This window comes from Arthrobacter sp. (genome assembly GCF_031988865.1).
Classification (GTDB): Bacteria; Actinomycetota; Actinomycetes; order Actinomycetales; family Micrococcaceae; genus Arthrobacter_B.
In genome coordinates this window covers 19,210-44,449 of record NZ_DALZXY010000017.1, presented here as the reverse complement: position 1 = coordinate 44,449, position 25,240 = coordinate 19,210, and the positions used below count along the sequence as shown (strand labels likewise).

The window sequence follows — 25,240 nt, the reverse complement described above, 5'->3', positions numbered from 1 at the left end:
ATCTCGCCGTCCGGGATGCGCTGCGAGCACATCCTGACCTGCGGGATCGCTACGGCGCCGTGAAGCAGCAGCTGGCGAGCCGACCGAACATGACCATCGATCTCTACGTTGCTGGTAAGTCCGCCATCTTGCAGGAGGTGTTGGCTCTATCAGACCTAACTGCGAACGAAAGGCAGAGGATCTTCGAGCTGAACATGCGCCCCTGATCTTCAACGCATGACTAGGCCATCCAGGGCAGTTTGTGATGCAAGGCATGCAGGGTCACGGTCCCACCGTAAATGGGAGAGGTACCAAGCTCCGAAAAACCCCAATGTCTATAAATCTCTCGGACCTGGGATGCTTGGCCGAAAACACCCAGGACGGCATCCTGTTCGGTTCGGCTCGAGAGGAGTTCACGGACACACTGCTTGGCTATCCCACGGCCTCGATAGTTTTCGTCGACAGCGAGTTCCTGGACAATAACGGTTCTCGACGGCGAGATTACCGCGTCCAGCGTTGGCTGCATTGCGTCTAGCCGTCGTAGCCAGGAGCTGTCCTGGTCAAGTCTCTGAGATAACGCAAAGCCGATCACGTGTCCATCGTGGCTCGCCACGACAAGTCGTCCACCAGGACTGGCAAGTTTGTCGGGGCCCCATTGATCAATGCTCTGTAGTTCGTCTGGTGATTCGTTGTAAGGAGGGGCTGCGAAGCTCAAGACGAAGAGACTCGCGATCTCAGCCCAAAATTCGTCCGGGGCAACATGCTCGAACCGGACGTAATCAACGTCTCGGTCGATCTCGCTCATAGTGGCTCAGACTATCTCCTGTTTCCTCAGCGGCGTGCCAGGCGAGGAGGTTCACCCTTGAAAGCGCCGTTCAGCCCTTCTCACTAAGCTCAGGGCATGCACATCCGCGAAGCGACCCTGGATGACCAGAGGCAGGTGGACTGGATCTGTGATGCCAGCAACCGCGAACGCTGGACACCTGAAATGATCACCCCGATCAACGGCCGGGTCGTATTGGCAGCGGCCATACAAGGTGAGATCGTCGGTGTGGCCAAAACCCACTTCTACGGCGAACCCGACGGCGAAATCCCTGCTGGCCACTATCTGGGAGGCCTTGTCGTCACTCCGGAGTTTCGACGGCGGGGCATCGGTTCTGCCCTCACCCGGTCCCGGATGGACTGGATCTGGACTCAGTCCTCGAGCGTTTACTACTTCGCGAACGAACATAACGAGGCGTCCATCGGAATGCACCAGGCTTTGGGTTTCCAGCCCGTCGGTCGATTCACGGCCATTCGTGGGGTGACGGCCGACAACGGGCGATCAGAATTAGTCCTTTTCGAAGCGTCCCCATAAACGAACCCTTATTGAGACGGTCGGCGGGCCGGGGGGAGTGGCAGACGCCGCCGCGTCGTCCCCGCCGTCGTCCCGCCGCACCGCCGTTGCCCCGCTGGATTCACGCCGGATCAGCCCGGCCGTAATCGCCGAGTTTCTCCACCGCGAAATCCAGAAGAGCCGAGGCGCGCGGCGTGAGGAGCATGTCCTCAGGCCAGATGCCGACAACATGCGAGACCGTGACGGGTGGGTCGAGACGCCGCCGAACCACCGGCCGGCCCTCGGTGCTCATCGGGAGCCTGTTGGGCCGTGACATCAGCAGGCCATAGCCCACGCCGCGGCCCACCAAAGCCTCGACGAGGTTGGTCTGGCTGACCCGGGTTTCGATCCTGGGAACAAGGCCGAGCGCGGTGAAGGCATCGGTGACGTTGACGGTGCCGGGGGTCGCCTCATATTGGATGTAGGGTTCGCTGGCGAGATCCGCGAGGCTCACGGTGCTGGCCGACGCGAGCGGATGGCTCGGATGCAGGTGGACCTCCAGTTCCGTCGCGTAGATCTTCCGGCGGCGGTATCCGAGGGGCAGGGACACGTTGTAGACCAGGGCGACGTCGAGATTTCCCGCCTGGAGCGCGGTAAGCAGTTCTTCGTTGGTGCCCACCATGATCTCCATCTGCACTCCGGGATGCCTCTTGGGGAAGCCTTCGAGAAGCTCGGGAACCACGTTGATGGCGAAACTCGAATAGCAGCCGAGCTTCACCGGACCCCGCAGCTCCTCTGTGCGGCGGGCGCCCAGGACGAGCTCCTGCGTGTCGGAGATGATCCTGCGTGCCTGCTTCGCAAACTGCTGGCCGGCCGGAGTCAGCGTGAGGCCCCGCGCCTTGCGGCGCACGCACAATTGCTCCCCCACCGCATTCTCGAGGGATGTGACCGCCTGCGACAGCGCGGACTCCGAGATGTGCAGATGGGCCGCAGCCGCGCTGAGGGTGGCGAAATTCGGCAGGGCGGCGAACAACTCAAGCTGCCTCAGGCTCACATCCGTCATGGCCGTCCTCTTCTACGAATCAATCTTCTTCGGCTCAACCGAACTACATCCTCACATTACTGTGATTTACACGCAGAGATAAGCACCACAACATTGGAGGAACAGCTTCCCGAGCCCCTCTCATTTGGGAGGGCGACAAAGACGTTAGGGACGAGAATGACCTCCTCTGCAACCATCCGAAGGCCCGCCTCCCAGCGGCGAATCGCCTTTGCGACAATCGTCGGCACCACCATCGAGTGGTACGACTTCTTTATCTATGCGACGACCGCAGGGCTCGTGTTCGCGCAGCTCTTCTTCCAGCCCGCCGGCGAGGAGATCGGCGTGCTGCTCTCCTTCGCCACGGTCGGCATCTCCTTCCTCTTCCGCCCCCTCGGCGCCTTCCTCGCCGGGCACTTCGGTGATCGGATCGGCCGGCGCGCGATGCTCGTCCTCACGCTTGTGCTCATGGGGGTCGCGACGACGCTCATCGGCTTGCTGCCCACCTACGCCCAGATCGGCATCGCCGCGCCGATCCTCCTGCTCCTCCTCCGCATCCTGCAAGGTCTCTCCGCCGGCGGCGAGTGGGGCGGTGCGGTGCTCATGGCCGTGGAGCACGCTCCCGCGAACCGCCGCGGCCGCGCCGGCTCCTGGCCGCAGCTCGGCGTCCCCCTCGGCTTCCTCCTCGCCTCGGGCATGACGGCCCTGATGACCGGCGTCATCTCCCCGGGCGATGCCTACCTCGCATGGGGCTGGCGGGTGCCGTTCCTCGTGAGCATCGTGCTCATTGTTGTGGGCTTCGTGATCCGCCGTTCGGTCGAGGAGAGCCCGGTGTTCACCGACCTCGCCAAGCGCGGCGAACAGAAGCAGGTTCCGATCGTGACGCTGTTCCGGCGGCACTGGTACCTCGTGATCCTCGCCGCGCTCGTGTTCGCGGGCAACGGCACCCTGGGCTATATGACCACGGGCGGGTTCCTCAACAGGTACGCGATCAACGTGCAGAGCCTCGACACCACAGCGGTGCTCCTGGCGGCCTCAACCGGAGCGGTGGTGTGGTTCTTCTCGACCCTCCTAGCCGGTTGCCTCTCCGATGTGATCGGCCGGCGAAACACGTTCCTCATCGGCTTCGCGCTTCAGGCCGCCGTCGTCTTCCCCGTGTTCTGGCTCGTGGACCACGCCGGACTGCCCGGGCTCTACACCGGGCTCGTCCTCATCTCGACCAGCCTTGGCCTCACTTACGGCCCGCTGGCCGCGTGGTACTCCGAGATCTTCCCGGCGTCGATCCGCTTCTCGGGCGTCTCCATCACCTACGCCATCGGAGCGGTCCTCGGTGGGGCTTTTGCACCCATGATCGCGCAGATGCTGCTCGAGGCCACGGGCACGACGGCGGCAGTCTCCGGATATCTCCTCACCGCTTCCCTCCTCGGAGGCATCGCGACCCTGTGCCTGCGGGACCGCTCCGGCATCCCGCTCGGGTCCGAGCACGAGGCCGAGCAGGCAAGCGGCGCCACGATGTTCAGCCCGCGCGCGGCCGCCAAGGAGTTCGCCGAAAAACGATAGGGAACCACATGTTTTGCGCAGTACAGATGCAGTACAGATAGGGAGAAATAATGGTTAGTTCCACCACCAGAATCGCGGTCGTCGGCGGAGGGATGGGCGGGCTCACCGCTGCCATCGCCCTGACCCGGATCGCCGGCGTCCAGGTCACGGTGTTCGAGCAGGCCAGCAAGCTGGGCGAAGTGGGTGCAGGGGTCACGGTGGCACCGAATGCCCAGCGCGTGCTGGATCGGCTCGGTGTGCTGGAGCAGGTCAAACGCGCCGGGGCGGTCCCGGACGGGCACGGCGTTTACCAGGATGCCATGGGCAACCTGGTCACCGACGCAGCCTGGGAGGACTCGGGGAAGCAGTACCGAAACATCGGCATGTACCGCCCGGACCTCATCAATGTCCTGGCACAGGAAGTCGACCCCGAAACAATTCGCCTCAACCAGCGCATCGCGTCGGTCCAGGCCCTGGACGCCGGCGTCCGCATCGAATTGGAGAACGGCGGGCACGAGGATTTTGACGCCGTCGTCGGGGCGGACGGTATCCACTCGGTCGTGCGCAAATCCGTGCTGCAGTATCCGGAGCCCGTTTACTCCGGCTACATCGTCTACCGCGGCGTCGTTGACGCCTCCCTGCTCCCCGACGACTGGCGCATGATCAGCCAGGTATGGATGGGCAATCAGCGGCACTTCATGTGCTATCCGCTGCAGAACCGCAAGCTCTTTAATTTCGTGGCCGGTGTGCCGAGCGACCGGCCGCTCAACGGGCCCTGGTCCGGGCCGGCGGAGGTGAGCGAGCTCGCCGCCGAATTTGCCGGCGAGGACTGGGACCCGAGGCTGCAACGCTTCATCGCGGCCATTGAGAAGACTTTTTGGTGGGGCCTCTTTGACCACGAACCCCTCACCAACTGGTCCCGCGGGCCGATCACACTCCTCGGCGACGCAGCGCACACGATGCTGCCGCACCAGGGGCAGGGGGTGAACCAGGCGATCGAGGACAGCATGGCGCTGGCCATCTTCCTGAACGCCGCAGAAACCACCGCCGATATCCCCGAAGCGTTCCGGCGATACACCTCCGTTCGGATGCAGCGCACTGCGATCCTTCAGCACGGTTCCCGGCGGGCCGGAGCCATGTTCGATGCGCAGTATGAATTCGCGGACCTCAGGAAGCGCGACGCCGACCTGCGCGTCGGGCGGGATTTCCGCCGAAGCGCGGTGTTCGACTACGACGCGCAGAAAGTCGCCGAGAAGGCGCTCACACGATTCAGGAAGGTCCAGTTCGCATGAGAACCATCAGCATTATCGGCAGCGGCAAGATGAGCGCGGCGATCGCCGAAGTCGCAGCGCGGGCCGGAGCGGATATCCAGATCATCCGGCGCAGTACGTCGAGCTCCTCCGGGGAGCGTCCGGGTGTCACCTACAGCAGCATCGGCGAGGAACTCACCGGCGAGCTCGTGGTGCTCGCGGTACCGTACAACGCCTATCCGAGCATCCTCGAGCACTACCGGGAGCGGCTGCGCGGTAAGGTCGTCATCGACATCAGCAACCCCATCGACTTCACCACCTACGACGAATTGAAGTCACCGGCTGACTCCTCCACCGCCGCCGAGCTCGCCAAGGAACTCCCCGAGGGCGCCGCCGTCGTGAAAGCGTTCAACGTGAACCTCGGTGACACGCTCACCACCGGCACGAACGGCACCACGACGACGACCGTCCTGTTCGCCGGCGACTACGCCGAAGCGAAAATCGCCGTTGCGGACCTCATCGAGGCGTCAGGGATGCGGGCGGTCGACGTCGGCCCCCTGTCCCGCGCGAGGGAACTCGAAGCGATGGGTTTCCTCCAGATCGTGCTGGCGGCACTTGGCAAGACCCGGAACGAATCAGGATTCACCCTGCTGCAGTAAGCAGGGGCGGCGGTGAATGCTCCGCACGATCCCGGATGCCCCGAAGCATCCGCTCGGTCATGACCCAGCTGACCATCTCGACTGGCTCCACCAGCGCCCCGGCCCAGCGGGTGAGATAGGCGTACCGCTCGCGCACCACGAGCCGTGTCGACCCGTCCGGCTGGGGCAGCAGGACGAAGGACCAGGTGAAGTCGTAGGGGGCGCCGGCACCCGTACCATCGGGGCCGACGCCGACGCCGCCGCGGACCACGAGAGCACGCTCGTCGTCGAGGTGGGCAACCGACAGTGCCACGCCTGGTGCGAGATTGACGTCGTCGCCAATGGAGCGGAGCTGTAACTCCGGCCTGATGGTGTCGGCGCTGTGGATGCCGATGCCGAGGAGGTTCTCGAGCCAGTCATAGGTGTAGAAGCCGCCGCGGTTCTGGCCGAGCTGCGCGAGCCAGGGCCACACCGCCGATGGCGGCGCGGCGATGGAGATCGCTCGGGTCGCGGCGAGGTCGGGCGCCGGCAGCAGATCGTCGCCCGCCAGAGTCATGCCGAGTTCATCGTCTGTTGCACCCCACCGCAGCGAAGCGCGGCGCATAGCCAGCACCGCCCCTACTGAGGCTGCCCCGGCCGCTATCGCGCCCGCCAGGCGCCGTGTCCATCGCATGGGGCCAATATCGCACCGCTGCCCGGCGCGGGCAATGGAGAACCGGCCGGTGCCTTGTTCACTCGGCGTTATGATCAAGCAGCTCCGTTTAAACTGCGAACAACCTTGGGGGAAAGTCATGGATGCTGGCTGGCTAAACTTCGTCGTCCTGTCGGTCGTTTTTACCACCGTCTTCTTCTACGTTCTCTACCTGGTTATTAGAGGGGCGGTCCGTGACGGTATTGCCCTAGCTGATGAACGAAGGACGGCACGCGAAAGCGCGTTGAGCGCCAGTGGGTCCGGCGCGCTGAACGACCCCAGCTCCCATGAGTGAGTTGCTTGGCCCTGAGTATGGGTGAAGCCGGCAGCGGTATCAAGGCTTTGCGGGATTCAGATCCACCTATTAGCCAGCTGCTATGGAGCTTCCCCTCGTTCTGTGCTCCACTATCGTTACGGCCCGAGCGATGTGACGATCGTGAAGCCCACCCCCTCGGACCGCCGGTCTAGAAATCCGGCCCGATCCGAAGGAGACGACAATGTGTCGTTGGCTAGCGTATTCCGGTTCCCCCGTCCGCTTGGATGACCTGCTTTACAAACCCACCAACTCCCTCGTTATGCAAAGCAAACACTCGCGGCTGGGAGCCGAGACCACTAACGGGGACGGGTTCGGCGTCGGCTGGTACGGCACCCAGCCGATTCCCGGGCTCTTCCACAGCACTGAGCCTGCCTGGCACGACCGCAACCTGCGCGAACTCGCAGCGCAGGCCTCAGCGCGCCGCATCTTCGCACACATCCGCGCCACCACCGGCACGGCCATCCAGCAAACGAACTGCCACCCGTTCCGCCACGGCAAGTGGCTCTGGATGCACAACGGGGTGCTCGCGGACTTCTCGAAGGTGAAGCGTGACCTGGCCATGGCGGTCGAGCCCAGCCTCTATCCGGAGATCGAAGGATCAACGGACTCCGAGATGTTCTTCTACCTCGCGCTGACCTTCGGGCTGGAGCACGATCCCCGCGCGGCGGTCGCGGAGGCAGTGGCATTCATCGAGGACGCCGGGCGGGAGCACGGCGTCGAGCACCCCATCCAGATGACGGTCGCCACCACCGACGGCGATACGACCTGGGCCTTCCGCTACTCCAGCGAGGGCAACTCGCGATCCCTCTTCGTCAGCAGCGACATTGATACCCTCCAAGCCCAGTACCCGGACCACCCGGTGCTCAGCAACCTGTCCGACGACACCCGACTGGTGGTCTCCGAACCGCTTGGGGATCTCCACGGCGCGTGGCAGGAAGTGCCGGAAGCCACCTGCGTCGTCGTCCACGGAGGCGAGCAGGAGCTGTACCCGTTTGCGCCCTCGGCGCCGATCGCCACGGCCGTCTGACCCGGCACTGAAACCGCCTAGTCAGCCAGGTGAATCCCGAAGTCGGTCCGGCCGGGCAGGATGTCCGCGCGCAGGGCACGGGTGCCGCGGTAGTCGCCGTCGCGCAGGCTGCGGAAGCGGCGCGGAGTCTCCGCGTCCAGTGAGTCCAGCCGCTCCCGCAGCCGCTTGATCTCCTGCTCAGTCCGGGCTGGGTCCAGGGTGTCGGCGTCGTACACCACGTGCAGATCCAGGGTCTCGATGCCCGTGTACCAGAGCACCCCGTGGGTGATCGGGAAGAGCAGGGTGTCGAGGTCCCCGCTGAGGCCGCGCGGGCCGATCGTACGGTCGTCTTCGCCGGTGGTGACGACGACGAGCGCCCGGCGCCCGGTCAGCCCGCCGTCGCCGTAGCGCCGCGGGATACCGAGCTCGGGGTCCAGGTCGCCGTAGGCGAAGCTGTCGGTGAGCACGCGGTCGAACCAGCCCTTCAGGATCGCCGGGGGACCGTACCACCACAGCGGGAACTGCAGGATAAGCAGCTCGGCCGCCGCCAGTTTGGCCTGCTCGGCCTGTACCTCGGGCGGCAGCTGGCCGGCGGCGTAGGACTTTCCGGCCTGTTGGGCAAGGTTGCCGGGAACGCCGGCCAGGTCGCCGAGGTCGCCGTCGCCCAGGACGGGATTGAAGTCCTGGGCGTAGAGGTCGGACGTCGCCACCTCATAGCGGGTGGAGAGGGCTTCCACGCCCTCGCGGAAAAGCAGCCCGTTCAGGGACTCGGCGCGCGGGTGGGCAGTCACCCAGAGGGCACTTCTCGGCGTTGGGGGATGGGAAATAGGCATGTCAGTCCTCCTGGGTGGGGCCGTTGCTGCCGGCGACGGCAGGAACGATCATGGTGAGCGTGCCGCGGGCCTGGTCGGCGAACGTCAAGGAGCCGGTTCGTCGTCCTCGTACCGGTACTCGCGCCGGAGGGTCTTCACCTGCTTTTCACCCAGATAAATGGAGAGTCCGGCACCGGCGGCGCGTCCAAGGGCTCCGAGGATATGCAGGGCAGACGGATCACGCAGCAGGGCTAGCCCCAGGAATACCAGGATGGCGGCCAGGCCAGCCGACTGGCACCGCCACCAACTGGTTCCACGTCGGACGGTCGGGTGATTCCTAGCATCCATGGCAGAGTCCCTTCCAGCCAGAGGACCCGAGCAGCGGGGTTAGGCGGCAGCCCCGTAGGGTGCGCACCGCTCCTCGAGTTCCGTGGCGGCACTGGTCCAGGTCTCGGCGTTGAAGGTCCACGCCCTGCCAGGCTTTTCGGCCTGCATGATGACGTTTCCAGTGGGGGAGGAGAGCTCTCGCAGCAGCGGGCCAAGGTCTGCAGGGGCATCCTTGGCGATGGCAAGGACTTCCTCGTGGAGCGGGCGTGCGTCCTCCGCGCTCATCTCGACGCCGCTTGTTCCGTCGCCGATCCGGACCACGGAGATCACCTGGTGGAGGGGTCCCTGGCCGTCAGTCCCGAGGAGCTTGAGGCAGGTCTGCTCTTCGGTATCTTCGACCGCGGCTGCGGTTGAGGGCTCGGCGGAAGCCGGAGGAGGGGAGGGCTTGGCCTCAGCCTCCGCGTTGGCCGCGCTGCAGCCGGTGACGAGCAGCAAGGCTAGGGCAGTAAAGACAGGGACAGCGGTTGTTTTTCTCATGGTTCCCCCGGAAAGCTTGGACAGTGGTCGCACCCTAGCACGTGGGGTGTCTCCGTGCTCCTGGTAGACCCGGAGAAATGGCACGGGAGATGCGCGGAAACCGTCGTACTATACGGGTGACGTAAACCACCGGATGAAGGCACAAATGGCATGTGAAGGCTGCACGACCGCTCCAAAACTTGATTTCGATTTCAGCATGGCGTTCCAGCCGATTTACGACGCCGTTGCTGGCCGCGTCTGGGGTTATGAGGCGCTGGTCAGGGGCGTGGCCGGCGAGGGAGCCTACGAGGTCCTGTCAAAGGTGTCGCCGGAGCAGCGGTACCGCTTCGACCAGGACTGCCGGGTCAAGGCCATCGAACTCGCCTCGCGGCTCTTCCCCGTTGGGGAGGACCTGGTGCTGTCGATTAACTTCATGCCAAAAGCGGTCTACGAACCGGCAGCCTGCCTGCGCGCAACCCTGCAGGCGGCCCGGAAATTCAGCTTCCCGATGTCCTCCATCATGTTCGAGTTCACCGAGAACGAGGAAGTCGCGGATCCCGCGCATCTCACGAACATCATCACCGAATACCGCAAGCACGGTTTCACCACCGCCCTTGATGACTTTGGTGCCGGCCATGCAGGGCTGGGCCTCCTGTCCGAGTTCCAACCGGACCTGATCAAAATCGACATGAAGCTCATCCGTGGAATCGATACCAGTCCGGCCCGCCGCGCCGTCGTGGCGGGAATCGTCGGCATCGCCAAGGAACTCGACATCACGCTGCTGGCAGAGGGCATCGAGACCGAAGCAGAATTCCGGGTCCTCGAGGCAGCCGGCATCCGCCTGTTCCAGGGGTATTGGTTTGCGAAACCGGCTTTCGAGGAGCTCCCTCCGGTGCGCGCCGGCCAACTGACTGCCTGAAGTCCGGGTTCCTAACAGGCTCAGAAAGAGGGAGCCGCGTCGAAGCGCGCGGCGGGGTGGTCAGGAGGCGGCAGCGGAACCCGCGCCCTGCCGGCGTCGTACCTGCGTCATCCGACGGGGTGCGGCGAGTTCGCCGATGAGATCGGTGAGGGCGGGAAGGAGGTACTGCCAGTGCCGGGAACGCCGGTCACTTGTGGTGTAGGGCCAGCGGGAGTGGGATAGGGGGATGCAAACAGTGACTCTTAATAACGGCATCGAGATGCCAGTCCTCGGCTTCGGCGTATACCAGGTGGGCAGCGAAGAGACCGAACAAGCCGTCACGGCCGCCCTGGCCGCGGGCTACCGGCTGCTCGACACCGCCGCGGCCTACGGCAACGAGGCAGCCGTCGGTGCTGCCATCAAGCGTTCCGGCATCCCGCGCGAGGAGCTCTTCATCACCACCAAGCTGTGGATCCAGGACGCTCCCGCCGAGGAGAACACCAAGCAGGCGTTCGAGGCATCGCTGCAGAAACTGGGGCTGGACTACGTAGACCTCTACCTGATCCACCAGCCGTTCGGTGACTACTACGGCCAGTGGCGGGCCATGGAACAGCTGAACAAGGAGGGCCGCGCCCGCGCGATCGGTGTCTCCAACTTCGCCGCGGACCGGCTGGTCGACCTCATCGTCAACAACGAGATCGTGCCCGCGGTCAACCAGATCGAGACCCACCCGTTCAAGCAGAACACTGACTATCAGGAGCTTCTGAAGAAGGAGGGGGTCCAGATCGAGTCGTGGGGTCCCTTCGCGGAGGGCAGGAACAACCTGTTCACCGACCCGGTACTGTCGGAGATCGGCAAGGCGCACGGCAAGTCCGTGGCCCAGGTCGTGCTCCGCTGGCTCATCCAGCGGGGCGTCGTCGCCATCCCGAAGTCCGTCAACCCGGACCGCATGGCCCAGAATTTTGACGTGTTCGACTTTGCGCTCACCCCCGCTGAGATGGCGGAAATCCGTGGCATGGATACCGGCGAGTCGCAGTTCTTCGACCACGCAGACCCGGAAGTGGTGCGCGGCCTCAGCGCTCGCCGCCTGGGCTGAGTGCCCGCCTGAACCCGGCGGTACAGAACGACGGCGGTGCGTGCCCCCAAAAGGGAGCGCACCGCCGTCGTCCCGTGCCTGCCCTGGCGCAGGTCGGCTCTCAGGAGAAGTTGATCCCGCCGTCGATCAGCACCGTCTGGCCGGTCATATGGTCCGAATCCGGCCCCGAGAGGAAGGACACCAGCTTGGCGACGTCCTCCGGCTCCGACACCCGGCCGGCCAGGATGTTGTCCACCTGAGCCTGCAGGGCGCTGCCCCGCGGAGTTCCGTCCCGCTCCGTGAGCCGCTCATCGATCAGGTCCCACATCGCGGTGCCCACCACGCCGGGAGCATAGGCGTTGACCGTGATCTTGTGCTTGGCGAACTCCATGGCCGCCGCCTGGGTCAGACCGCGCACCGCCCACTTGGTTGCCGAGTAGGAAGCCAGCACAGGGAAGGGCCGGAACGCAACGATCGATGCGGCAGCAATAATCTTGCCGCCGGTGCCCTGGGCGATGAACTGCCGGGCCGCCGCCTGGTAACAGTAGTAGACGCCCTTAATGTTGACGTCGAGCATCCGGTCCAGGGCGTCCGGCTTCACATCGAGGATCTCGTCCACCTGCGCGATGCCGGCGTTAGCGATGAGGACGCTTAGGTTCCCCAGCGCGTTGGTGCCCTCGGCGACCATTCGGGTCACGTCGTCGGGATCCGCCACGTCCCCGGTGACGCCGACGGCGCGGCGCCCGCGGGCTTCCACGGCACTGACGACGTCGTCAATGTTCGCCTGCGCGCCCGGGATGTCGGCGACGATGATGTCCAAGCCATCTTCAGCGAGCCTTTCCGCGATGGCCCGGCCGATGCCGCGCCCTGCTCCGGTGATCAGCGCAACGCGGGTTTCATTTTCTGACATGGGATTCTCCTCTGTGGGTTCCGGTGGAATGCTGGTCAGGGGATGACGATGGCGCGGACCTAGTCGGCGTGGAGATCGTTGATGGCCTGTTGGGAAAGTTGAGCTGGTCTCGGGCCGGGCGTCCCAGGGCGCGGTGTGATCGTACGTTCATTCTCGCTACTCCGCGTATGAGCGGCATCTCAATTTGAGACGGTCGCCCTGCTCTGAGCTTCGGCACGCGGACCCGCCAACATCCCGTTGGAACTTCCCCGTCTAGCCGCGGGGGTGCTTCCCGGGCGACGGATACTTAAACTGCCATACTCCGCTAATGACCGTTTCCTTCGTGTGCACCACACGGACAAGCCTGCCCAAAGCCGAGCTGTTCGACCGTGCCCGGAGCATTGATGCGCACAAGGGCTCGATGGCCCGGTCCCGTGAGGAAGCGGTTGCTGGCGTGACGTCAGGTCTCATTTCCCTGGGCGAAGAAGTCACCTGGCGCGCCTGGCATTTCGGTATTCCGCTTCGAATGACGAGCAGGATTACCGAGATGGAATCACCGAACTATTTTGTCGATGAGCAGGTCAGCGGCCCGTTTCGGCGGTTCCGGCATGTCCATGAATTCAGCGAGGACCCGGACGGCACCACCATGGTGGATCGAATTGAGTTCCAGGCACCATTCGGGCCGGTGGGACGCCTGGCCGAAAAACTGGTGCTGGGCCGCTACCTCAAGAAGCTAATCGAGGGCCGGAATCAGTACCTCGCGAAGAGCTCTGAAGGCGGATAGTTCCCAGTAGAGTCAGGCCCGCGTCGCTTACGGTTCCTCAGTCCCTGGGCGCACACCCGACCAGGACGCGGCAGCCCCGGAATCGGGGAAGACCGTGCGTTTCATGGCGCCGTCTCCGGCGACCCGGTTGGAGACGTAGTAGGCAGCCAGATCAGGAACGTTGGGATCATAAGGTGCGTAGAGCCCCGGCGCTAGCGCAACAACCTGGCCGTCCACCAGCCTGCCGTCGAACCAGGCAGCAACCCGGTAGTCCACAGATGCGGCGTTCACCAGCAGGGGATAGCCCGGGTATACAGCGCTGATCCCGCCTTCCGCCGACAGGGCCGGCGCGACAGGAACGGCTTCGCCGCCGGTCTCATGGGGTGCGCACCTGGTCAGGAGTTCCGCGACGGCGCTGGACCAGGTGTAGGGATCGAAGGTCCCTGCCGCGGCCGGTTGCCCGTTGCTCTTCATGGCGGTGGACAGCTCGTCCAGCAGCGGGCCCATGTCCTGCGGGGCCCGCTTGGCTATTGCCTGGACTTTGTCGTTGAGCAGAGAGGCCTCAGTACTTCCTCCCCCGACACTGTAGGTCCCGTCGCTGATCCGCACAATGGAGATCGCCTGGTAGAGGGGGCCTTTGCCATCGGTCCCGAGGAGGCCCAGGCAAGCCTCCTTTTCCGGGTCATCAACCACTGATTCAGTCATCCCACCCTAGCGGCTGCCTGGGAGTCCCGGCCCGAAGTCGGTGCGTGCCAGGATGGCCGCGCCCAGCGGGGTGGAGTGCTGGGATGTGTAGACATCAACCGGTATCTGCGACCCCAGCGTTGACAGTTAGAGCTCTAACTATTAGCCTTCTAACTATGGATGAAGCCGGAATTCCCCTCAGCAGCACCGTTGACCTGGTCCGATGGATCGGATGGGCCCAACGCAAAGCTGGTGAGGACTGGATCCGGGCGCGCGAGCTCAGCCATGAGCAAGCTTTTGTGCTCGGCTATTTGAGTAAAAATCCAGGGGTGATTCAGCGCGAAATCGCGCAGATGACCCGGACCAGCCCGGCTAGCGTCTCAAGCCTCCTGCAGGGACTCGAACGCCGGGGCCTGGTCGAACGCCGCAGCGAAAACGGTGATGAGCGCAGGAAGCGCGTCTACGCCACCCCCGCCGGCACCGAACTTATCTCTGGATTCGAAGCAGCGATGAGCGACGCCGACGAGGTCATTTTGTCCCCCTTGGATCAGGCCGAACGGGCCACCCTTCATGCCTTGCTCCTGAAGGTCACCGCGGACATGCCGAAACCGACCCGGTAACAACTACCCGCCCGCAGTCCCGGCTCCGCCTCTGGAAACGTCTATGCCCGCGCCAGCCTTCGCCGGCGCGGCGCTCGAACCTGCCTGAAAGGAGCAGCTATGAGCTCCACTAACCCCGAATTTCCGGTACCGAAGGCAGCCGCCGTCGGCACCAATCACTGGTATCTGTCCGCTTCTCCGATTCTGCGCGCGCTTGTACATCTCTGTGTACCCATGGCCGCGGCCATGATCGTCGGCGCGATCTACAACGTCATCAACGCCGGCTTTATCGGTTCGCTGCATGACACGACGCTTCTGGCCGCCATCACGTTGGGCTCCCCGCTCCTGGCACTCGTCATGGCGGTCGGTGGTGTCTTCGGCACTGGCGGCGGCGCGCTGGTTTCACGGCTGCTCGGCGAGGCGGAGTCAGACCCCGCGAAGGCCCAGGGCATCAAGCACGTTTCGTCGTTCTCCCTGTGGGGCGCCGCGTTGGCCGGATCGATCCTCGGCGGCATCGGGCTGCTTCTGCTGGATCCGCTTGTGAGTCTCCTGGGAGCCGATGCCGCAGCGGCCCCGGCAACGCGGGACTTTGTTGCCGTCACTCTAATCTTTGTGCCGGTGCTCTCCGCGGCCTTCTGCCTCGAACAGCTCGTGCGGGCGGAGGGCGCCGCCCGTCAGGTCATGACCGGGCTCATCGCCTCCACCGTCGCGAATGTTGTCTTCGACGTACTGTTCATCTTCGGGCTGCATTGGGGAGTCGCCGGCGCTGCACTGGCAGTCGGGCTGTCCAACCTCGTACTTATCGCCTATTTCTCGACCTGGCTGTACCGGAACAGCGAGCACATGAGTCTCGCTCCGCGCTGGTTCACGCTTTCCCCGGCGATTCTCAAACCTGTCCTCGGCATCGGGGTCAGCGAACTGCTGCAGGCCTCTTTCCTGATCGTTACGTCCTTGGTGCTGAACAATCTTGCAGCAGCCTATGGAGACGGACCCCTCGCAGCCATGGGCGTGGCCGTCCGGATTGCCCAGGTGCCCGAATTCCTGCTGATGGGCATCACATTAGGCGTGCTGCCACTCCTGGCGTACTCCTACGGCAAGGGCGACCGGAGCCGGCTTCTGGCCGCCCTGCGGACCTCCGGAATCGTGGTAGGCGCTATCGCCCTAAGCTTTGCAATTCCGGCCATTATGTTCCGGGAGCAGATCATCTCCTTCTTTATGCCGGATCACTCCGTACTGCTACTCGCAGCAACCATCCTCACGGCACAGCTCGTTGCGATGATCGCCAATGGTTTCGCCGGCCTTCTGACATCACTTTTCCAAGCCACTGGGCGGATCATGCCGGCGACCGTAATGTCGATGACCCAGGGCATCCTGTTCATTCCGGTAGTGCTCCTGGGAAATCTCTGGTTCGGACTCGACGGCATAATCTGGGCACTGACCATCACCGAAGTTGCCGTGCTTCTCCTCGGCATCCTGATGTGGCTTATGTTCCGGAATGCCATTGACCGCGGCCTCGCCGAAGGCAGTCCGACGCGTGCTAATGATGTGCTCAGCCAGATGGATGCCTGACCCAGGATCTTCTGGCTGCCCGCCACGCTCCGGCCGTCGCACACGGATTGCCGGGGCGTGGTGTCAGGGCTTGGCGTAGTCAGCGAATCCCTGCCAGTCGATCACGACACAGGGCTCGTCTCCCACAACCCAGGCGTCGTGCCCGGGCGCCATGCTGGCGAAGTCACCCGGCCCGTATTCCATCTCCTCGCCGTCGTCCATAACGACTTTCATTCGTCCGGAAACGAAATACCCCAGGTGGGCCGCCTGGCAGCTCTCGGTTTTGACGATTGGTTTGATGTGCAGCGACCAGCGCCATCCGGGCAGGAAGGTGGCGCGGCCTACTGCGCCTTCTTCCACATTGACCAGCTGCAGTTGGCCCTTGCCGCCCTCAAAGGGACGCGTCTCTTCGGGAGAATCCAGGCTTTTGCGAACTAAGTTAGGCATCATGACCTCCTGAGGTCGATCCTGCTTGTTGTTCTGGGTAGGCTTCGACAACTGCCCTCTGGCGGTTTTTACCTCCCGGATTGCTCGAATTTTCACCTGACTCCGCCTCTGCAGAGACCGCCAGCGCACTGAGCTACCACCTCGATTAATAGACCCAATCAAACCCTTTGCCTAGGGCCCACCGGTCCCGCTGAAGCAGCCATAAACCTGGGAAGCCAGCCGCGGCCGACATCACCACCCGCCGCGCGTGGGTGTGTGTCCCTTCCGCGCGTCGTCGGGCATGGCCATTTCGGCCCGCAGGCCAAGCAGCCGGATCGGGCGGCCGGCTTCGATGGCGCCGGCGAGGTCCAGGGCGCGGGCCAGGACCTCCTCCCCGTCAAAGGTCTCGGGAATCTTCCGGGCGTGGGTCTTGGTGATGAACGGCGCATAGCGGACCTTAAGCGTCAGCCCGATCACGGGCCGCCCCTCAGCCGCGACATCCTTCAGGACGTCCGCGGCCAGCTGCGTGACGGCGTCGTGCACCTGGCCCGGTTCGGTGAGATTGGTCTGGAAAGTGGTCTCGCGGCTGTGTCCGCGGGCGACCCACGGGGTGTCATCGACGGTGCTGGAACCGTCCCCGCGCCCGAGCTGCGCGTACCAGGGACCCATCTTGGGGCCGAACTCCGGGACCAGGCCCTGCGGATCGGCCGCCGCCAGCTCGGCAACGGTTTTGATGCCGAGCTTCGCCAGCCGGCCCGAAATCTTCGCCCCAACACCCCACAGCTCCCTGGTGGCCTTACTGCCCATCACCTCCAGCCAGTTCTCCTTCGTGAGCCGGAAGACCCCGGCCGGCTTGCCGAAATCGGTGGCGTTCTTGGCTCGGACCAGGGTGTCGCCGACGCCCACGCTGCAGTGCAGCTGCGTCCGCTCCAGCACAGCGGCCTGGATCTGCCGCGCGTACCCCTCCGGGTCCGCCGCCACGATCCCGACAAAGGCTTCATCCCAGCCCAAGACCTGCACGACGGCGCCGGGCTGGGCGCGCAGGGTAGTCATCACCTGTTCGGACGCGTCCAGGTAGGCCTCGGCATCCACGGGGAGCAGGACGGCGTCGGGCACCTTCCGGGCCGCGATCCGCAGCGGCATTCCAGACCCGACACCGAATGCCCGGGCTTCGTAGGACGCGGTGGAGACCACTGCCCGTTCGGTGGGATCACCCCGACCGCCAACAATGATCGGCTTGCCCGCCAGCTCCGGGTGCCGCAGCACCTCGACCGCAGCGATGAACTGGTCGAGGTCCACATGCAGCACCCAGGGGATAGAGTTCACGCGCCCAGTGTGCCCTACATGCGGCCCGTATGCACGGCGTCTTCACCATCTCTGCCGCGCGTGGAACCAGGTCCCGGGCGCCGACGGATCCTAGGCGCTCTCTTCACTCACCCGGATCAGGACTTTCCCGGTGACTCCGTTCTCCACGGCGTCGTGTGCGGCTGCGGTCTCCTCCAGCGGGAACCAGGTCAGCGGGAGTCCGGCGGCCTCGCCCACGGCAAAGACGCCGTCGTGCAGTGCGGCAGTGATGTCCTCCACGGCGGCCTGGATGGCCCGCGGCCCCACCGTGTAGATCAGCACGCCCTGCCAGCGGACGTTCTTGATGAAACTCGCGACGATCGGGGCGGTGAACTCTTCGCCGTTGTTGTTGGCGTAGTAGGCGATGCTGCCGTGATTAGCGATCACCTCAACGTCCAGGGCCGCATTCTGTGCCGGCGAGACCTCGACGATGTGGTGCACGCCGTCCGGGGCGATCTCGCGGATGCGGTCCGCCTCGGCGTCGTCGGGGTAGCGGACGATGTGGTGGGCTCCTGCGGCGCGGGCCAGTTCGGCCTTTGCATCGCTGCTGACCGTGGCGATGACGGTGGCTCCGGCCCAGGCAGCGAACTGGATCGTGGCGTGTCCCACGGCTCCGGCACCGCCCTGGACCAGGACAACCCGTCCCTCCAGGGCTCCCGGAGCCAGCCGGGACGGGCCTTCCTCGTGCACGGTCAAGGCGCGGTGTGCCGTCATGGCCGGCACACCGAGGCTCGCCGCCACATCGAAGCTGACGCCGTCGGGAAGCCGCACCGCCCGGTCCGCGGGGACCACGGTGAATTCCTGGGCGGTTCCCGTCGGGCGCCCGTGGGCCGCGAGGTAGAGCCATACCCGGTCGCCCGGTTGGAGATCCGTCACGCCCTCGCCGACGGCGTCGACCACCCCGGCGCCGTCCTGGTTCGGCACCACCTCGGAAAAGGCCAAGCTGCTGCCCGCGCGGGCCTTCCAATCGGTGGGGTTCACGCCGGACGCAACGACGCGCACCCGCACTTCGCCCGGACCGGGCGCGGCAGCCTCGCGCTCAGCGAGGGAGAGGACGGAAGAGGGACCGGTGGCCGAGTAAACGATTGCTTTCATGAGCGGTAAAAGACGCTCAGCCCACTTTCTATTCCCGGCGCGGCCGGTCCCCGGACCAGGCTGCGCCTAGGAAATCAGCGGCACATGCGGGTAAGCGGGCTCCCGCTGCTGGAACTGCAGCACATCCTGGTTCTGGATCACGCCGCCGCGGATTTCGATGGCTTTCCGGATGGTCTCGTTCTGCTCCCACGCCTCCGGCCCGCTGAGAACGGTCTCCAGGAACGGCAGCAGCGCCTCGCTGATCTCCCAGCTGGAGGAGTTCCAGAGGTAGGACGGGCTGTGGTCCACTGCGTAGTAGTTGATGTGCTCGCCGACCTCGAACATGGGCTCCGCGAAGGTGGTGGTTTTCGCCCACTCGAAGCCCATGCCCTCGTCGCAGGACACGTCCACGATCAGGCTGCCGGGGCGGAACGCCGCCAGGTCCGCGGTGCGCAGGTAGGTCAGCGGGGCGTTGGGATCCTGCAGGGTGCAATTGACCACGATGTCCGCTTCAGCCAGGAACGGGGCCAGCGGAACCCGGCCGCGTTCGGTGATGACCTCGCTGAGGAACGGCGCCTGCGGATCATGATCGAACTGGGCAATCCGCACCGAATGGATGGGGGACCCGACCGCCGCGACCCCGCGGTTTGTCAGGACCTGCACATCATGGATGCCGTGCGCATTCAGGGCGGTCACCGCACCGCGGGCCGTGGCGCCAAAGCCAATGACGACGGCGCGCAGCCGCCGGCCGTAGTCACCTGTCGTTCCGGTCAGGGCGAGGGAATGCAGGACGGAGCAGTAGCCGGCCAGCTCGTTGTTCTTGTGGAATACGTGCAGGCCGAAACCGCCGTCGCTGGCCCAATGGTTCATCGCCTCGAAAGCGATCAGCGTGAGCTTCTTGTCGATGGCCAGCTGGGTGATGGCACGGTCCTGCACACAGTGCGGCCAGCCCCAGAGGGTCTGCCCGTCCCGGAGGTCGGCGAGGTCCGCCGGCTGCGGCTTAGGCAGGAGGACGACGTCGGCCTCCGCCAGCAGCTGCGTCCGCGGGAGCATGGCTCCGACCAGCGGTTTCAGGACGTCGTCCGCAACGCCGAACTTCTCTCCGTAGCCTTCTTCCAGGATCAGCTGCCGCCGCACCTCGGGAGCGATGCGTTCGAAGTGCAGCGGGTGGATGGGCAGGCGCCGCTCAGCGGGCTTCCGGGTGCTGGCCACAACACCCAGGGTGAGGCCGTTCGAAGGGCCGTTCACTTCTTGCGGCTTGCAGGCTGGGCGCCGGTGGCCTTGTCGGTGGAAGTGGATGGAGCAGCTGCGGCCTTCTTGTCGGCGCGTTTTTCCTTGATGGATTTGCCGGACTTTTTTGATGCTGATTGGCGCGGGGACTTGTCTGACATGTCAGCTCCTGTAGGCGGAACCGAAGAGGTTCCTGACTCCGAACCCTACAGGTACAGTCGTCAGCGGCTTTACCGTACAGAAACCACCACTTACTTGGCGGTGTTTTCGCCCGCCCACATCTTGCTGTAGAACAGTGCGGAGCCGGAGTCCAGCAGCTCGGCATAGGCATACGGTTCCATCGCCTGCGCGGATCCCTCCGGAACCGTCGCGGCGAAGGCGGACACGCCCAGCCCGGCAGAACGATCCTGCAGGGTCAACCCTGCGGCTTCCAGGAGGGTGGGGTACATGCTCAGCTGGTCCACGCCCGGGCGCAGAACGCTGCCTTCCGGCAGGCCAGGAGCCCAAATCCGGTTGTAGACGGTGCGGTTGGGGTGGTGATCCAGCTGCTCGTGGAACGCGTCGCCGGCGCTCATGTGCTTGAGGTGGTCGCCCATGATCACCACGGCGGTGTCCTCGAGGTATCCCTGCGCCTCCATATAGTCCACGAACCCGGCCACCTGGGCCAGGGAGCAGTCAAACACGGAGGTGACCTTGTTCTCCGTATCTACGTTGCAGTAGTCGTAGACGTGCACCGGCTCGTGGGTATCCAGCGTCAGGACGGAGAGGTTGAACGGCTGGCCGGTGTCCTCCGCCTGGGCGTGCAGGACGTCTACCTTCTCCCGGGCGTGGGCCAGGAGGCGTTCGTCGCTCAGTCCCCAGTCGCTGCGGAAACTCTCCTCCGGTTCGCCGGCGGCGCGCCAATCGGAGAGGCCCAGGACCTCGTCATAGCCGTGGCTGCGCAGGAAGGTGTCCTTCGCGGCGAAGGAGGAGCTGGCGCCGCCCAGGAAAACGTTGGTATAGCCCTGTTCGTCCAGGACGTCGCCCAGGCAGGTGGCCCCGCCCAGATAAGTGTCGACGTCGTCGCTCACCTCGGCGCGGGAGCTGCTGCTGGAGGTTGATCCGCTGCCCTTCAACGGGATTCCGCACTGCGTCGAGGCAATGCCGGCCATGGTCCAGCCGCCACCCTTGTACTGCTGGAAGTCGGCAACGCTCTGCCAGCCGTCGGCGTCCTGGGTGGCGTCCTTCAGGGGAGCGAACGCGTCCTTCTCAAAGAGCTGGTCATCCGCGAGGGTCGCCTCGCCGGACTCGAGGTAGATCAGCACCAGGTTGCGCTTGTCCTGGTTGCTGGTGACGGCCGGCTCCACGTAGTAATCGCCGATGTTGTACTTGGAGGTCGCCGCCTTGATGTAGTCACCCACACCCACGGTGGTAACGAAGGCGGTTGTACCGCTCACGACCACCGCGGACACCAGCCCGGTGGACACCAGGCGCATGATTCGGCGCGTGCGATGATGCCGCAGGTCCCCGCGCTGGCGGTGCTTGCGGCGCCGGAAGTAGTGCAACAGGGCCAGCCCGGCGGTGAGGAGCACGGGCACGACGCCGATCCACAGGATCCCTTTCCAGACGAGGTCCCCGCCCCCGCCGTCGGCTTCCACCGTGACGAGGTTCAGGTGCATCTGGGTCACTGAGATGTTGCCCCAGTAGTGACGGATCCCGGCCGCGGCGATGAGCATCGCGGTCCCCGCCCAAATCAGGGCGTAGACCAGGATCCAGCCCGCGAGGACGCCTACCCGTCCGCTCACGTGAAGAATCCGGCCAGACATGACAACCCCCGCGTTCTTGGTGCCCGCGTTTCGCTGCACACTCTTGACAATCACCCGTACTCGGGTCCATAGAAGACTAATGCGGTTACGCCGTCCGTTCAACAGCGGTTCATCCGTTGTTAAGGACGTCACGCCGCCGTTCACCACCCGCCAAGGGTTGGCGTGTCACTATTTCCGCCACGAACGATCGAAAACCTCCAGGAACCATTGACTCCCCGAAGCGCGCCTAAATACGGTCATAGGATGTCCGACGTCGTATCTACCTTTGGGGGAAGGTGACAGGACAGTCTCAGCCTCCTGGAGCCCAGGCCGCAGGAGGGAAAACTGCCGGGTTTCACCCGGTCCTCGAAAGGACCCGCAATGTCCGTCATTCGCCATCGAAGGCGCTTCACCAGTGCCGCCTCCACACTGCTGGCAGCCGCCGTCCTAATGTCCGGAGCTCTTGTCGCCGGCTCCCCGGCCGCCGCCGCACCGGCTGACCCGCCCGGAACCTTCACGGAGCAGAACCTCGGAGCAACCCTGGAAAGTCCCTTTGCGGCCTACCGGATTCCGGCCCTTAGCCATCTCGGAAACGGCGTGGTTGTCGCGGCCTGGGACGGGCGGCCCAACAATGCCGCCGATTCGCCCAACCCCAATTCCATCGTGATGCGCCGAAGCACCGACGGAGGTGCCACCTGGGATGCCCAGCGCACCGTCCTTGCCGGAAATCCGGACACCGCCAACAACGGCAAGGGCCGAACCGGATACAGCGATCCCAGCCTGGTGTTCGACGCCGAGGCCAACAAGCTGTTCCTGTTCTCCGTCTTCTCCAAGGACGCGGGATTCGGCAGCAGCGCCTTCGGCAATGACGACGCGAACCGCAACATCATCAGCGCACAGGTCGCAGAGTCCAGCGACGGCGGACTCACCTGGAGCGAGCCGCGGCTGATCACCAAGACCGTTAAACCCGGTACCAGTTCAACCAACCCGCAGGCCGGCGATGTCCGCGGAATGTTCGCCACCTCCGGGGAAGGCATCCAGCTGAAGTACGGCCCGCACGCCGGCCGCCTGATCCAGCAGTTCGCCGGCGACGTCCGGCAGGCCGACGGCACCAACACCATCCAGGCCTACAGTGTGTACTCCGACGATCACGGAGCCACCTGGGTCAAGGGCGCCAACGTCGGCACCCGGATGGACGAAAACAAGACCGTCGAACTCTCCGACGGGCGGGTGATGCTGAACTCACGCTCGAACAGCGGAGCAGACAACGCCCGGAAGGTGGCCATTTCCACCGACGGCGGGGCGACCTACGGGCCGGTGGCGCTGGACTCCGGCCTCACCGATCCCGGCAACAACGCGGCCATTGCCAGGCTCTTCCCCGAAGCTCCCGCGGGCAGTGCGGACGCCCGGAAGCTGATCTTCACCAACGCGAATCATCCCGACAACCGGCAGAACGTCTCCGCCCGGGTCTCGTGCGACGACGGCGCCACCTGGGGCGTGCCGCGCACGATCCGCGCCGGCTTCTCCGCATATTCCACGGTTACGCGGCTGGAGGAGGGGCAGATCGGTGTCCTGTATGAATCGAGCTACTCCAACGGGATCACGTTCGCGAAGTTCAGCGCCAGCTGGCTTAACAGCTGCACGCCGCCGCCCGTTACCACCCCAGTCACCATTGCAGGCGTAGAGATCTCGGGCACCCGGAATGACACCTCACGCGACCTGGCCGCCAGCCCCTACGTAGCTGGTGAAGGGGTTTCCTACAGCTTTACGGTGACTAACAAGAACACCGGTACGGTCGCCGTCGCTCCCTCGGCCGGAAATTTCTCTCCGCTCACCGCCCCTGGCGCAGGCAACTGCCGCTACCTCTCGCTGGCCGCCGGAGCGTCCTACTCCTGCACCACCCCGGTGCACACCGTGACCGCCGACGAAGAAGCGCAGGGTTACTTTGTGCCCGACACCACGTGGGGGATCACCGGCGCCGCCACCGGAAGTGACCGGTTCCTGGGGCAGCCGGTGGCGCTGAAGGCCGGGGTCCAGGCCGCAAATGGGTCCGTTGCCGGGGTGACCATCAGCGGAAACCGCGCCGACACGGCCCGGGATATCAGCACCAACCCCTATGCCGCCGGTGAGAGCGTGCCATACACGTTTGCGGTCAAAAACACCGGCGCCTCAACCGTCACCGTGACCCCGACAGCGGGGAACTTTGCGCCCCTCGTTCCGTCCGGAACCGGTAACTGCCGCTACCAGAACCTGGCAGCGAATGCGGGCTACACCTGCACCACTCCGCGCCATGTCGTCACCGCGGCGGACGTTGACCGCGGCTACTTTGTGCCGGATACCAGCTGGACTGTCTCTGCAGGCGCCGGTTCCACCGGCCGCCTGCTGGGCGAGGTGGTCCGGCTGAAGTAACCGCGCCGCCAGCCGGGGTGGGGCCGCGGCGCTACCGCGCCGCGGCCCCGACCGCTCTTGCCCGGCTTTACGAAGTCCACCTTGGCCGCACGCGGCCCTACAGAGGGGAACGCGCGGCAAACTGATCCACCACCTGGCCGATCACCTCGATCAGGCGCGCAGTCCGTGCCGGGGGCTGGTCCCAGATGGGGGTCGCCAAACACAACTGGGCGGGCACAACGTCGTCCTCGATCCGCAGCGGGACCAGGCTCCGGCCGCAGTGAGTCTGGTGGGTCAGGTGTTCGTGGTGCAGCAGCGCGTATCCGAGTCCCGACGCAACATAGGAGCGGACCACCTCGTAGCTGGTCGAGGTGTACTTGATGTTTGGCGTGATGTTCAGTGCCCGGAAATAGCTCATGTAGCGCTTGAACGAGTGCGAGAGCGTGAGGAACGCTGCGGGTTCATCCGCCAGCTCGTGCAGGGACACCGAGGTGCGCCCCTCGCGGACCAGCCAGTGGTCCTCCGAGACGACGACGTGGGGTGCGATGGTGCGCAGCTGGGTGATGCTGAATTCGGAGGTCAGCTCGTCGGCATACAGGAGCGCCACATCGAGCTGTCGTCGACGCAGGGCTTCGGGTAGTTCGTCCAGGTTCCCCTCGGTGATGGTGAGACTGACCCCCGGCATAAGCCGTGCCGCCTCCAGCAGGATTGTGGATGCGTAAAACGGGGCAAGCGGGGTGTAGACGCCAACGCTCAATTCGCCCTCCAGCGGATCGTCGGTTCCCCGGGCGATAGACCCCAGGCGTCCGACCGCGTCCAACAGTGGTTCCAGCACCGTCAGCAGCCGGAGACCCGCCAGCGTCGGTTCGACGCCCTTGCGTGGAATACGCGCGAGCAGCTGTATCCGATACTGCCGCTCCAGACGTGCGATCGCCGTCGACAACGTCGGCTGAGTGACGCTCAGCGACTCCGCGGCCCGAGTTAGACTGCCCAGCCGGACCACGGTGCGGAAGTACTCCAGTTGGACGATCGTTGCGTCATCGAGCACTGTCCGATTCTCCTTTGTATTGATTTTGGCAATGCTAGCGAAAAATAACATTGATTGGCCCA

Annotated in this window: 28 protein-coding genes; 13 read left to right on the top strand and 15 right to left on the bottom strand. The window is 64.8% G+C overall.

Translation table 11 applies throughout. The features are described from left to right. A partial coding sequence (locus RTN46_RS05265; RefSeq protein ID WP_312179587.1) for a GrpB family protein occupies nucleotides 1-206 on the top strand: 206 nt, incomplete at its 5' end. Nucleotides 207-220: 14 nt separating this feature from the next. On the opposite strand, the gene RTN46_RS05260 is transcribed toward RTN46_RS05265, so the two are convergent. Beyond that, nucleotides 221-784 (bottom strand): GNAT family N-acetyltransferase, encoded by a 564-nt coding sequence (locus RTN46_RS05260; protein WP_312179586.1) that lies wholly within the window; start codon nucleotides 782-784, stop codon nucleotides 221-223. A gap of 96 nt (nucleotides 785-880) precedes the next feature. On the opposite strand from RTN46_RS05260, the gene RTN46_RS05255 reads away from it, so the two are divergent. Continuing rightward, nucleotides 881-1,336: a GNAT family N-acetyltransferase gene (locus RTN46_RS05255; protein WP_312179585.1), complete on the top strand. Its 456-nt coding sequence runs from the start codon at nucleotides 881-883 to the stop codon at nucleotides 1,334-1,336. A gap of 100 nt (nucleotides 1,337-1,436) precedes the next feature. Here RTN46_RS05255 and RTN46_RS05250 read toward each other — a convergent pair whose 3' ends face one another. Further along, on the bottom strand, nucleotides 1,437-2,357 hold the full coding sequence (locus RTN46_RS05250; protein ID WP_312179584.1) for a LysR family transcriptional regulator: 921 nt from the start codon (nucleotides 2,355-2,357) through the stop codon (nucleotides 1,437-1,439). A gap of 156 nt (nucleotides 2,358-2,513) precedes the next feature. On the opposite strand from RTN46_RS05250, the gene RTN46_RS05245 reads away from it, so the two are divergent. From RTN46_RS05245 to RTN46_RS05235, 3 genes are read left to right on the top strand one after another with little or no spacing between them, the layout of a single operon-like run. Continuing rightward, a complete protein-coding gene (locus tag RTN46_RS05245) occupies nucleotides 2,514-3,893 on the top strand; it encodes an MFS transporter (protein WP_312179583.1) in 1,380 nt (459 codons plus the stop codon). A 50-nt stretch (nucleotides 3,894-3,943) separates the two neighbouring features. After that, nucleotides 3,944-5,164 carry an FAD-dependent monooxygenase gene (locus RTN46_RS05240; protein ID WP_312179581.1) on the top strand — a complete coding sequence of 407 codons (1,221 nt, stop codon included), beginning with the start codon at nucleotides 3,944-3,946 and terminating at the stop codon, nucleotides 5,162-5,164. Further along, entirely contained in the window at nucleotides 5,161-5,781 is a 621-nt protein-coding gene (locus RTN46_RS05235) for an NAD(P)-binding domain-containing protein (protein WP_312179580.1), read from the top strand. Before RTN46_RS05240 ends, RTN46_RS05235 begins: the two co-directional genes overlap by 4 nt. On the opposite strand, the gene RTN46_RS05230 is transcribed toward RTN46_RS05235, so the two are convergent. After that, a complete protein-coding gene (locus RTN46_RS05230) occupies nucleotides 5,765-6,316 on the bottom strand; it encodes an SRPBCC family protein (RefSeq protein WP_312179578.1) in 552 nt (183 codons plus the stop codon). The genes RTN46_RS05235 and RTN46_RS05230 overlap by 17 nt on opposite strands. A 187-nt stretch (nucleotides 6,317-6,503) precedes the next feature. Between RTN46_RS05230 and RTN46_RS05225 the strand changes: the two genes are divergently transcribed. Continuing rightward, complete coding sequence (locus RTN46_RS05225) at nucleotides 6,504-6,746, top strand: hypothetical protein (protein WP_312179577.1); 243 nt, start codon at nucleotides 6,504-6,506, stop codon at nucleotides 6,744-6,746. Nucleotides 6,747-6,948: 202 nt separating this feature from the next. Next, nucleotides 6,949-7,794, top strand: a complete 846-nt coding sequence (locus tag RTN46_RS05220) for a class II glutamine amidotransferase (RefSeq protein WP_312179575.1) — start codon at nucleotides 6,949-6,951, stop codon at nucleotides 7,792-7,794. Nucleotides 7,795-7,811: 17 nt separating this feature from the next. Here the strand turns inward: RTN46_RS05220 and RTN46_RS05215 are convergent, their stop codons facing one another. From RTN46_RS05215 to RTN46_RS05205, 3 genes are all read right to left on the bottom strand, one after another. Continuing rightward, nucleotides 7,812-8,564, bottom strand: a complete 753-nt coding sequence (locus RTN46_RS05215) for an NAD(P)H-dependent oxidoreductase (RefSeq protein ID WP_312179574.1) — start codon at nucleotides 8,562-8,564, stop codon at nucleotides 7,812-7,814. A 126-nt stretch (nucleotides 8,565-8,690) separates the two neighbouring features. After that, nucleotides 8,691-8,933 carry a hypothetical protein gene (locus RTN46_RS05210; RefSeq protein ID WP_312179573.1) on the bottom strand — a complete coding sequence of 81 codons (243 nt, stop codon included), beginning with the start codon at nucleotides 8,931-8,933 and terminating at the stop codon, nucleotides 8,691-8,693. 39 nt (nucleotides 8,934-8,972) lie between these two features. Then, the gene (locus RTN46_RS05205) at nucleotides 8,973-9,449 is read right to left on the bottom strand and encodes a hypothetical protein (RefSeq protein ID WP_312179572.1); all 477 of its coding nucleotides are present in this window, start codon (nucleotides 9,447-9,449) and stop codon (nucleotides 8,973-8,975) included. Between the two features lie 196 nt (nucleotides 9,450-9,645). On the opposite strand from RTN46_RS05205, the gene RTN46_RS05200 reads away from it, so the two are divergent. Next, on the top strand, nucleotides 9,646-10,347 hold the full coding sequence (locus RTN46_RS05200) for an EAL domain-containing protein (protein ID WP_312179570.1): 702 nt from the start codon (nucleotides 9,646-9,648) through the stop codon (nucleotides 10,345-10,347). Between the two features lie 226 nt (nucleotides 10,348-10,573). Beyond that, complete coding sequence (locus tag RTN46_RS05195; protein WP_312179569.1) at nucleotides 10,574-11,422, top strand: aldo/keto reductase; 849 nt, start codon at nucleotides 10,574-10,576, stop codon at nucleotides 11,420-11,422. Between the two features lie 100 nt (nucleotides 11,423-11,522). Here the strand turns inward: RTN46_RS05195 and RTN46_RS05190 are convergent, their stop codons facing one another. Further along, entirely contained in the window at nucleotides 11,523-12,311 is a 789-nt protein-coding gene (locus RTN46_RS05190) for an acetoin reductase (protein WP_312179567.1), read from the bottom strand. A 307-nt stretch (nucleotides 12,312-12,618) separates the two neighbouring features. Here RTN46_RS05190 and RTN46_RS05185 point away from each other — a divergent pair, with 307 nt between their 5' ends. After that, a complete protein-coding gene (locus RTN46_RS05185) occupies nucleotides 12,619-13,074 on the top strand; it encodes an SRPBCC family protein (RefSeq protein ID WP_312179565.1) in 456 nt (151 codons plus the stop codon). A gap of 27 nt (nucleotides 13,075-13,101) precedes the next feature. Here RTN46_RS05185 and RTN46_RS05180 read toward each other — a convergent pair whose 3' ends face one another. After that, nucleotides 13,102-13,758, bottom strand: a complete 657-nt coding sequence (locus tag RTN46_RS05180) for a hypothetical protein (protein ID WP_312179564.1) — start codon at nucleotides 13,756-13,758, stop codon at nucleotides 13,102-13,104. Nucleotides 13,759-13,913: 155 nt separating this feature from the next. On the opposite strand from RTN46_RS05180, the gene RTN46_RS05175 reads away from it, so the two are divergent. Further along, nucleotides 13,914-14,357 (top strand): MarR family transcriptional regulator, encoded by a 444-nt coding sequence (locus RTN46_RS05175; RefSeq protein WP_312179563.1) that lies wholly within the window; start codon nucleotides 13,914-13,916, stop codon nucleotides 14,355-14,357. 99 nt (nucleotides 14,358-14,456) lie between these two features. Beyond that, entirely contained in the window at nucleotides 14,457-15,905 is a 1,449-nt protein-coding gene (locus RTN46_RS05170; RefSeq protein ID WP_312179562.1) for an MATE family efflux transporter, read from the top strand. 63 nt (nucleotides 15,906-15,968) lie between these two features. Here the strand turns inward: RTN46_RS05170 and RTN46_RS05165 are convergent, their stop codons facing one another. The 6 genes from RTN46_RS05165 to RTN46_RS05140 all read right to left on the bottom strand — a co-directional run bounded on the left by RTN46_RS05165 (nucleotide 15,969) and on the right by RTN46_RS05140 (nucleotide 21,742). Beyond that, a complete protein-coding gene (locus tag RTN46_RS05165; RefSeq protein WP_312179561.1) occupies nucleotides 15,969-16,331 on the bottom strand; it encodes a cupin domain-containing protein in 363 nt (120 codons plus the stop codon). A 231-nt stretch (nucleotides 16,332-16,562) separates the two neighbouring features. Then, on the bottom strand, nucleotides 16,563-17,618 hold the full coding sequence (locus RTN46_RS05160) for a DNA polymerase IV (RefSeq protein WP_312179588.1): 1,056 nt from the start codon (nucleotides 17,616-17,618) through the stop codon (nucleotides 16,563-16,565). 108 nt (nucleotides 17,619-17,726) lie between these two features. After that, nucleotides 17,727-18,749 carry an NADPH:quinone reductase gene (locus RTN46_RS05155; RefSeq protein ID WP_312179559.1) on the bottom strand — a complete coding sequence of 341 codons (1,023 nt, stop codon included), beginning with the start codon at nucleotides 18,747-18,749 and terminating at the stop codon, nucleotides 17,727-17,729. A gap of 66 nt (nucleotides 18,750-18,815) precedes the next feature. After that, a complete protein-coding gene (locus tag RTN46_RS05150; RefSeq protein ID WP_312179558.1) occupies nucleotides 18,816-19,976 on the bottom strand; it encodes a N(5)-(carboxyethyl)ornithine synthase in 1,161 nt (386 codons plus the stop codon). Next, nucleotides 19,973-20,119 (bottom strand): hypothetical protein, encoded by a 147-nt coding sequence (locus RTN46_RS05145; RefSeq protein ID WP_312179557.1) that lies wholly within the window; start codon nucleotides 20,117-20,119, stop codon nucleotides 19,973-19,975. Before RTN46_RS05145 ends, RTN46_RS05150 begins: the two co-directional genes overlap by 4 nt. Before the next feature lie 90 nt (nucleotides 20,120-20,209). Continuing rightward, a complete protein-coding gene (locus RTN46_RS05140; protein ID WP_312179555.1) occupies nucleotides 20,210-21,742 on the bottom strand; it encodes a sulfatase-like hydrolase/transferase in 1,533 nt (510 codons plus the stop codon). A gap of 381 nt (nucleotides 21,743-22,123) precedes the next feature. Between RTN46_RS05140 and RTN46_RS05135 the strand changes: the two genes are divergently transcribed. Next, entirely contained in the window at nucleotides 22,124-24,151 is a 2,028-nt protein-coding gene (locus tag RTN46_RS05135; RefSeq protein ID WP_312179554.1) for a sialidase family protein, read from the top strand. A gap of 97 nt (nucleotides 24,152-24,248) precedes the next feature. Here the strand turns inward: RTN46_RS05135 and RTN46_RS05130 are convergent, their stop codons facing one another. Further along, nucleotides 24,249-25,178, bottom strand: a complete 930-nt coding sequence (locus RTN46_RS05130; protein WP_312179553.1) for a LysR family transcriptional regulator — start codon at nucleotides 25,176-25,178, stop codon at nucleotides 24,249-24,251. Nucleotides 25,179-25,240 lie beyond the last annotated feature (62 nt).

Excerpts from the sequence above, each read along its gene's own strand:
- RTN46_RS05260 (WP_312179586.1), bottom strand. The coding sequence starts at position 784 with ATGAGCGAGATCGACCGAGACGTTGATTACGTCCGGTTCGAGCATGTT.
- RTN46_RS05255 (WP_312179585.1), top strand. The coding sequence starts at position 881 with ATGCACATCCGCGAAGCGACCCTGGATGACCAGAGGCAGGTGGACTGG.
- RTN46_RS05250 (WP_312179584.1), bottom strand. The coding sequence starts at position 2,357 with ATGACGGATGTGAGCCTGAGGCAGCTTGAGTTGTTCGCCGCCCTGCCG.
- RTN46_RS05245 (WP_312179583.1), top strand. The coding sequence starts at position 2,514 with ATGACCTCCTCTGCAACCATCCGAAGGCCCGCCTCCCAGCGGCGAATC.
- RTN46_RS05240 (WP_312179581.1), top strand. The coding sequence starts at position 3,944 with ATGGTTAGTTCCACCACCAGAATCGCGGTCGTCGGCGGAGGGATGGGC.
- RTN46_RS05235 (WP_312179580.1), top strand. The coding sequence starts at position 5,161 with ATGAGAACCATCAGCATTATCGGCAGCGGCAAGATGAGCGCGGCGATC.
- RTN46_RS05230 (WP_312179578.1), bottom strand. The coding sequence starts at position 6,316 with ATGACTCTGGCGGGCGACGATCTGCTGCCGGCGCCCGACCTCGCCGCG.
- RTN46_RS05225 (WP_312179577.1), top strand. The coding sequence starts at position 6,504 with ATGATCAAGCAGCTCCGTTTAAACTGCGAACAACCTTGGGGGAAAGTC.
- RTN46_RS05220 (WP_312179575.1), top strand. The coding sequence starts at position 6,949 with ATGTGTCGTTGGCTAGCGTATTCCGGTTCCCCCGTCCGCTTGGATGAC.
- RTN46_RS05210 (WP_312179573.1), bottom strand. The coding sequence starts at position 8,933 with ATGGATGCTAGGAATCACCCGACCGTCCGACGTGGAACCAGTTGGTGG.
- RTN46_RS05205 (WP_312179572.1), bottom strand. The coding sequence starts at position 9,449 with ATGAGAAAAACAACCGCTGTCCCTGTCTTTACTGCCCTAGCCTTGCTG.
- RTN46_RS05200 (WP_312179570.1), top strand. The coding sequence starts at position 9,646 with ATGGCGTTCCAGCCGATTTACGACGCCGTTGCTGGCCGCGTCTGGGGT.
- RTN46_RS05195 (WP_312179569.1), top strand. The coding sequence starts at position 10,574 with ATGCAAACAGTGACTCTTAATAACGGCATCGAGATGCCAGTCCTCGGC.
- RTN46_RS05190 (WP_312179567.1), bottom strand. The coding sequence starts at position 12,311 with ATGTCAGAAAATGAAACCCGCGTTGCGCTGATCACCGGAGCAGGGCGC.
- RTN46_RS05185 (WP_312179565.1), top strand. The coding sequence starts at position 12,619 with ATGACCGTTTCCTTCGTGTGCACCACACGGACAAGCCTGCCCAAAGCC.
- RTN46_RS05180 (WP_312179564.1), bottom strand. The coding sequence starts at position 13,758 with ATGACTGAATCAGTGGTTGATGACCCGGAAAAGGAGGCTTGCCTGGGC.
- RTN46_RS05175 (WP_312179563.1), top strand. The coding sequence starts at position 13,914 with ATGGATGAAGCCGGAATTCCCCTCAGCAGCACCGTTGACCTGGTCCGA.
- RTN46_RS05170 (WP_312179562.1), top strand. The coding sequence starts at position 14,457 with ATGAGCTCCACTAACCCCGAATTTCCGGTACCGAAGGCAGCCGCCGTC.
- RTN46_RS05165 (WP_312179561.1), bottom strand. The coding sequence starts at position 16,331 with ATGCCTAACTTAGTTCGCAAAAGCCTGGATTCTCCCGAAGAGACGCGT.
- RTN46_RS05155 (WP_312179559.1), bottom strand. The coding sequence starts at position 18,749 with ATGAAAGCAATCGTTTACTCGGCCACCGGTCCCTCTTCCGTCCTCTCC.
- RTN46_RS05145 (WP_312179557.1), bottom strand. The coding sequence starts at position 20,119 with ATGTCAGACAAGTCCCCGCGCCAATCAGCATCAAAAAAGTCCGGCAAA.
- RTN46_RS05135 (WP_312179554.1), top strand. The coding sequence starts at position 22,124 with ATGTCCGTCATTCGCCATCGAAGGCGCTTCACCAGTGCCGCCTCCACA.